The following is a 6,200-nucleotide window of genomic DNA, read 5'->3' as shown; positions in this document are numbered from 1 at the left end:
CTACACCCATGTCGCCGTCGACCGCCTGTCTCAAGTGGTTCACGCCAACCATCCCCTGGCGAAAGACGACTGAACCCGCGCTTGCTCCGAGACGTTCCGCGCTCTAGGTTCCGCCGCCTTCCGTAGCGCCAAGCGCGCTTCTTCCTCACGGACGCCTTATGGCCACGCACTATCTCGAATTCGAAAAGCCGATCGCCGAACTGGACGCCAAGATCGCCGAGCTGTCGTTGCTGGCGCCGACCAGCGGATCGTTCGAGACCGAGATCGCCGCCCTGCGCAAAAAGGCCGACGCCATGCGCACCAAGGCCTACGCCAACCTTGATCCGTGGATGCGCACCCAGGTCGCGCGCCACCCTCAGCGCCCGCACTTCGTCGATTACGTCGATGGCCTGTTTACCGACTTCGTGGAGCTGCACGGCGACCGTCAGTTCGGCGACGACCAGGCCATCCTGGGCGGCCTGGCCCGATTCCGCGGCCAGCCGGTCGTGATCATGGGCCATGAAAAGGGTCACGACACCCAAACCCGCATCACCCACAACTTCGGCATGGCCCGCCCCGAAGGCTATCGCAAGGCCGTCCGCCTGATGGACATGGCCGAGCAATTCGGCCTGCCGGTCCTGACCTTCGTCGACACCGCCGGCGCCTATCCGGGCCTGGGCGCCGAGGAGCGCGGACAGGCTGAGGCCATCGCCCGCTCGACCGAGCGCGGCCTGACTTTGGGCGTCCCCTCCATCGCCACGGTGACGGGCGAAGGCGGTTCGGGCGGGGCCATCGCCATCGCCGCCGCCAGCCGCGTGCTGATGCTGGAACACTCGATCTACTCGGTCATCTCGCCGGAAGGCGCGGCGGGCATCCTGTGGCGCGACGGCACGCGGGCCAAGGACGCGGCCAATGCGATGAAGATCACCGCGCCCGACCTGATCGAGCTGAAGATCGTCGATCGCGTGATCCCCGAGCCCCTGGGCGGCGCCCACGCCGATCGCGAAAAGGCCATGCAGAACGTCGGCCACGTTCTGGAAGAAGAACTGAAGGCGTTGTCGGGCCTGTCCGCCGAACAGCTCAAGAAGCAACGCGCCGACCGCTTCTACGCCATCGGCCGCCTGGGTTGATCGGGGGCTGATCGCGATTGCGCGGCGTCGCAACGCCGCCGAAGCTGACGTCATGCGATTCGTTCTGTTTTCCTCCGCTCGCATCGGCAGGCTCCCATGCGCGGCATGAACGGGGTCGGCGAATCCCTGCGCGAAAGCGCCGTGTTCAACTTCGACGGCGCGGTGACGATGGTCATCGACGATTCGCCCTTTTCGCTGGAGCTGACCGCCCAGGCCTTGCTCGGCTTCGGCATGAAGGTTCGCCACGCCTGCGAAAGCGCGGCCGAGGCCATCGCCATTCTACAAAATCATCCGGTCGACCTGATCCTGGTCGACTGCGAGATGCCGGGCATGAGCGGCTATGAGTTCGTGCGCTGGCTGCGCCGCTCGGGGCTGGAGCCGAACGCCTACAGCCCCGTCATCATGACCGCGGCCCACGTGCGCCGCTCCAAGGTGTCGGACGCGCGCGACTGCGGCGCCAACTTCCTGATCACCAAGCCGTTCAGCGCGGGCGTGCTGCTGGAACGCATCGTCTGGGTGTCGCGGGACAACCGCCCCTTCCTGGAGGTCGGCGACTATTTCGGTCCCGACCGGCGCTTCCGCAGCGAGCCCTGGCCGGGCCCTGAGCGCCGGGCCGAAGAGCGCCGCAAGACAGCCTTTGAAAAAGAACGCAGGGCGGCGGTGGAGCTATGACGGTCATCACGCACAATCGCCGTCGCAGCCGCCTATCGACTCTGGTCGATCAGCCCGGCGGCGTCAGCGTCGGCGTCGCCCTGAACCAGGCCCGCGCCAATCTGGCCGGGCTGGAGGCCCGCAGCCGCGAGATCATTCAGGAACAGGTCACGGCCCTGGCGGGCCTGCCCGCTCCCGTCGGCGTCGACGAAACCACCCTGGATCAGGCCTATGCCCACGCCAGCGCCGTGATCGACGCGGCCGGGCCGTTTGAACTCAACGACCTGTGCGCGGCCGCAGCCAATCTATGCGACCTGATCGACGCCGCGCCCGAGGGCCGAGCCTTTGACTGGCGCGTCGTCACCGTCCACGCCCAGGCCCTGCGCCTGCTGCTGACGCTGCCGTCCGAAGCCGCCGACGCCCGCGCCAAGGTGCTGGACAGCCTCAAGGACGTGCTCAAGGCCAAAGTTCCCGGCGCCGGAGAGGCTGAAGCCTAACCGGCCTGGGTCTTCGCCCCGCGCGTCTGTTTGCGCCACAGGGCCGCGTATTCTCCGCCCTGACGCGCCACCAGCTCATGGTGGGCGCCGCGTTCGACGATGCGGCCTGCCTTCAACACCAGGATCTGATCGGCGTCGGCGACGGTCGACAAACGGTGCGCCACCACCAGGGTCGTGCGACCGGTCCGCGCCTTGCGCAGCGTCTTCTGGATCGCGGCCTCGGTCCGGCTGTCCAGCGCGCTGGTCGCCTCGTCCAGGATCAGGATGCAGGGATCAGCCAACAGGGCGCGGGCGATGCCCACTCGCTGACGCTCGCCGCCTGACAACTTCAGACCCCGCTCGCCGACGCGCGTGTCCATGCCTTCGGGCAGGTTGCGGATGAAGTCCGCCAGTTCCGCCGCCTCGGCCGCCGCCCAGATCGCCGCCTCGTCCGCGTCGGGCCGAGCGAAAGCGATGTTGGCCGCGATGGTGTCGTTGAACAGGGCCACGTCCTGCGGCACCAGGGCCACGGCCGCCCGCAGCGACGCCTGTGTCACGCTGCGCGCGTCCCGGCCGTCGATCAGCACCGCGCCCTCCTGCGGGTCGAGCAGCCGCAGCGCCAGTTTGACGATGGTGGACTTGCCCGCCCCCGACGACCCGACCAGGGCGGTCGTGGTGCCCGCTGGCGTGACGAAGCTGACGTCGTCCAGACCCGCCGCCCGCGCGTCATGCCGGAAACCGACATGGTCAAACACGACCTCGGCCCCTCGCCCGCTTTCGGGGCGCGGCAGATTGATGGCGTCGGGCGCGTCCGCCACCTGCGGCGCCTGCCGCGTCACCTTAAGCATCTCCTCCATGTCGATGAAGGATTGGCGGATTTCGCGATAGGCAAAGCCCAGAATATTCAGCGGCGCATAGAGGGAGATCATGATCAGCACCGCCGCCGTCACATCGCCCGGCCCCATGCGCCCGGCCGCCGCCTCGAACCCGGCCATGACGGCCATGATCCCAAGGCCGACATTCATGATCAGGCCCTGGATCAGGTTCAAGGTCGCCAGCGAGGTGTTCGCCTTCAGCGACGCCTTCGCATAGGTCGCCAGAGACGCCTCATAGGCCTGCGCCGCCCGGCCCTCGGCGCCGAACGACTTGACGGTTTCATAGTTCAGCAGGGCGTCGACCGACAGGCCCGCCGCCTCGCTGTCGGCCGCGTTCATGGCGCGCCGATGCTCTAGCCGCCAGTTGGCCATGGCGAAGGTCGTGACCGCATAGACCAGCACCACGCCCACCGCCACGGCGCCGAACCGCCAGTCGTATTTGCCGCCCAGAACCGCCGCCGCCAGCGCCAGCTCCAGCACCGTCGGGCCCAGGTTGAACATCAGGATGCGCAGCAGGAAGTCGACCGCGCGCGAGCCTCGGTCCATCACCCGCGACAGGGCGCCGGATCGCTTGGTCTGGTGGAAGTCCAGCGACAGGCTGAGAGCGTGAGCAAACGTCTCGGCCGCCGTCTTGCGCTGAGCCGCCGCGCGTATCGGAGCGAACACCACGTCCGACAACTGCGGCGTCGCCGCCGATAGGAAGCGCACCAGGGCCCAGCCCACGGCGAAGGCGGCGAAGCCCAGCCCCACCGACGCCGCCGGCCCCTGGTCCGCCGCCAGATGGTTGACCGCTGCGCCCAGAACCAGCGGCGCCAGCACGCCCAGCCCCTTGCCCGCCAGGGTCAGCAGGATCGCCCCCGCCACGCGCCACGGCAATTGCGGCGCGCCCGAGCGGGCCACCACGCCGATCAGGTTCTTCAGCGCCTCCAGCGTCGGCGGCGCCTCCTGTTGCGCAGGATCTGTCCCGGCGTTCATGGCTTTGGTCGCGACGTCGCCGCGTCGTCCTGAGCGTTCACCGCGCATCGTTACGTCCCGCCGCCATCATGCCTTCCGAGGCGGAACGCGCCCGCCACGTCAATCCAGGCTCGCCACGGCGTCGATCAAGGCGTCAACCGACACCTCGTCCGTGGCCCAGGAACAGACGAACCGCACAGAGCCGTCGTCGAATTGATAGCAGGCCCAACCCGCCGCGTTCAGCGCCTGATGCGCCTCGTCCGGCATCCGCACGAAGACGGTGTTCGATTCCACCGGATGAGCCAGGACGAAGGGCGTTTTCGCCTCAATCCCGTCGGCCAGGCGCTGCGCCATCAGATTGGCGTGAGCGGCGCCCAATAACCAGTCGCCCGATTCCAGTAGCCCCAGCATCGGCGCGGCCAGCAGCCGGCCCTTGGACGCCGTCTGTCCTGCCTGTTTCAGCCGGTTGTCGATGCGGCGGGTCAACGTCTTGTCGAAGATCACCAGGGCCTCGACGCAATGCGCGCCCGCCTTGGCCCCGCCGAACGACAGCACATCGACGCCCAGACGCGGAATGTCCTTGGGATCAAAGCCCGCCGCTGCGGCGTTCGCCAGTCGCGCCCCGTCCATATGTACGCCCAGACCCGCCCGCTTGGAGGGCTCGATCAAATGGCGCAGTTCTTCCTCGGAATAGACGGCTCCGTATTCCGTCGTCTGGGTCAGGCTGAGCGCCGCCGGCGGCTGACGATGGCCCACCACGGGTTCTTCCAGAGCGGCGTAAAGCGCGGCCACATCGACCTTGCCTGAATAGCCCGGCAGGCCGATCAGGCCGACGCCCTGACCGAAGAATCCGGGCGCGCCTGTCTCGTCCGTGCAGACATGGGCCGCATGGTGCGCCAGCACCGCCTCATAGGGTCGCGCCAACATCGACAGACCGATGGCGTTGGCCGCCGTGCCGCTGAAGACAAAACGCACCTCGGCGTCCGCATCCAGCGTCTGTCGGATCAAATCGGCGGCGCGCGTCGAGGTTTCGTCCGCGCCATAAGCCCGCGCGAACCCGGCATTGGCGGCGACCAGGGCCTGAAGCGCCGAGGGCGCCATGCCCGTCGTATTGTCGGAACCGAAATCAAAACGCACGGCTCATTCTCCCCCTTGGTCAGAGGCCTCGCCCTGAACCGCACCATCCTGGATCGGGGCCATGACGACCCGCGCGAATTTGGCGTCCTTCGCCGGCACCTCGACCTGGTGCGGGAAGGGAATCTCGATGCCGGCTTCGTCCAGGGCTTCCTTGCCCGACTGCATCAAATCAGCCTGGGTCTGCCACCAGTCGGCGTTGTTCACCCAGGCATGCAGGGTGATCTCGACCGCGCTGTCCAGCAGCGCCGTCACCCCCGTCCAGGTCGCCGGATCCTTCAGCACCTTGTCATGAAGCCGCGCGACCGCCGCCAGCACGTCGCGCGCCTCCTTCAGGTTCTCGCCGTAGCCGACGGTGAACTTGATCTCGATCCGGCGCGTCCGCTGGCCCGTCAGATTGATGATGACATCGCTCAGCACCTTGGAGTTCGGAATGACGATCTTGTGGTTGTTGGCGTTCGACAGCTGGGTGGTGAACAGGTCCAGCTTCTGCACCGTGCCCGAAGCGCCGCCCACGTCGATGACCTCGCCCACGCGATAGGGGCGCAGGACCAGCAGCATCACCCCCGCCGCCACGTTCGACAGCGTGCCTTGCAACGCCAGGCCGACCGCCAGGGAGGCGGCGCCCAGAACGGCGATGATGGAGGTCGTCTGCACGCCCAGGCGCTGCAGCACCGCGATCATGCCGATGATGATGACCACCACCCGCACGATCTGAACCATGAAGGCCAGCACCGTCGGGTCGCGCCGAACGGCCTTGGTGCGGCCCAGCAGCTTGCGCGCGGCGCTCGACGCCCAACGCGCTGCGATCAGCGTCACGGCGAAGATGATCGCAGCGACCGTCAGGTTGATGGCGAAATCGCCCAGCATATCCATGGCCTTGGCCAGGATGGCGGCGTCGACGGTCAACTTCTGCTCGCCAGCGGCCACCACCTGAGCCAGGGGCTCGGCAAGGACGACAGGGGTTTGCAGGAAATTCATGAGCATGAGCCGGGTCTAAC

At 67.6% G+C, this 6,200-nt stretch carries 6 protein-coding genes; 3 read left to right on the top strand and 3 right to left on the bottom strand.

Going from position 1 to position 6,200, the window contains the following annotated elements; all coding sequences use genetic code 11:
* Positions 1-158: 158 nt before the first annotated feature.
* The 3 genes from B2Y21_RS14095 (at position 159) to B2Y21_RS14085 (ending at position 2,257) form a co-directional block, all read left to right on the top strand.
* Positions 159-1,109, top strand: coding sequence for an acetyl-CoA carboxylase carboxyltransferase subunit alpha (locus B2Y21_RS14095; protein WP_292060453.1), 951 nt, complete (start codon positions 159-161; stop codon positions 1,107-1,109).
* A gap of 96 nt (positions 1,110-1,205) precedes the next feature.
* The gene (locus B2Y21_RS14090; RefSeq protein ID WP_292060452.1) at positions 1,206-1,781 is read left to right on the top strand and encodes a response regulator; all 576 of its coding nucleotides are present in this window, start codon (positions 1,206-1,208) and stop codon (positions 1,779-1,781) included.
* On the top strand, positions 1,778-2,257 hold the full coding sequence (locus tag B2Y21_RS14085; protein ID WP_292060451.1) for a type II secretion system protein GspK: 480 nt from the start codon (positions 1,778-1,780) through the stop codon (positions 2,255-2,257). Before B2Y21_RS14090 ends, B2Y21_RS14085 begins: the two co-directional genes overlap by 4 nt.
* On the opposite strand, the gene B2Y21_RS14080 is transcribed toward B2Y21_RS14085, so the two are convergent.
* From B2Y21_RS14080 to B2Y21_RS14070, 3 genes are all read right to left on the bottom strand, one after another.
* Positions 2,254-4,086: an ABCB family ABC transporter ATP-binding protein/permease gene (locus B2Y21_RS14080; RefSeq protein WP_292060450.1), complete on the bottom strand. Its 1,833-nt coding sequence runs from the start codon at positions 4,084-4,086 to the stop codon at positions 2,254-2,256. The two genes, B2Y21_RS14085 and B2Y21_RS14080, sit on opposite strands and share 4 nt — an antisense overlap.
* 99 nt (positions 4,087-4,185) lie before the next feature.
* Positions 4,186-5,202, bottom strand: a complete 1,017-nt coding sequence (locus B2Y21_RS14075; RefSeq protein ID WP_292060449.1) for a threonine aldolase family protein — start codon at positions 5,200-5,202, stop codon at positions 4,186-4,188.
* A 3-nt stretch (positions 5,203-5,205) separates the two neighbouring features.
* On the bottom strand, positions 5,206-6,186 hold the full coding sequence (locus B2Y21_RS14070; RefSeq protein ID WP_292060448.1) for a mechanosensitive ion channel family protein: 981 nt from the start codon (positions 6,184-6,186) through the stop codon (positions 5,206-5,208).
* Positions 6,187-6,200 lie beyond the last annotated feature (14 nt).

This window comes from Brevundimonas sp. UBA5936, from assembly GCA_002430835.1.
Classification (GTDB): Bacteria; Pseudomonadota; Alphaproteobacteria; order Caulobacterales; family Caulobacteraceae; genus Brevundimonas.
Note: the sequence above shows the minus strand (reverse complement) of the source record. Positions and strands in the feature narration are given on the sequence as shown.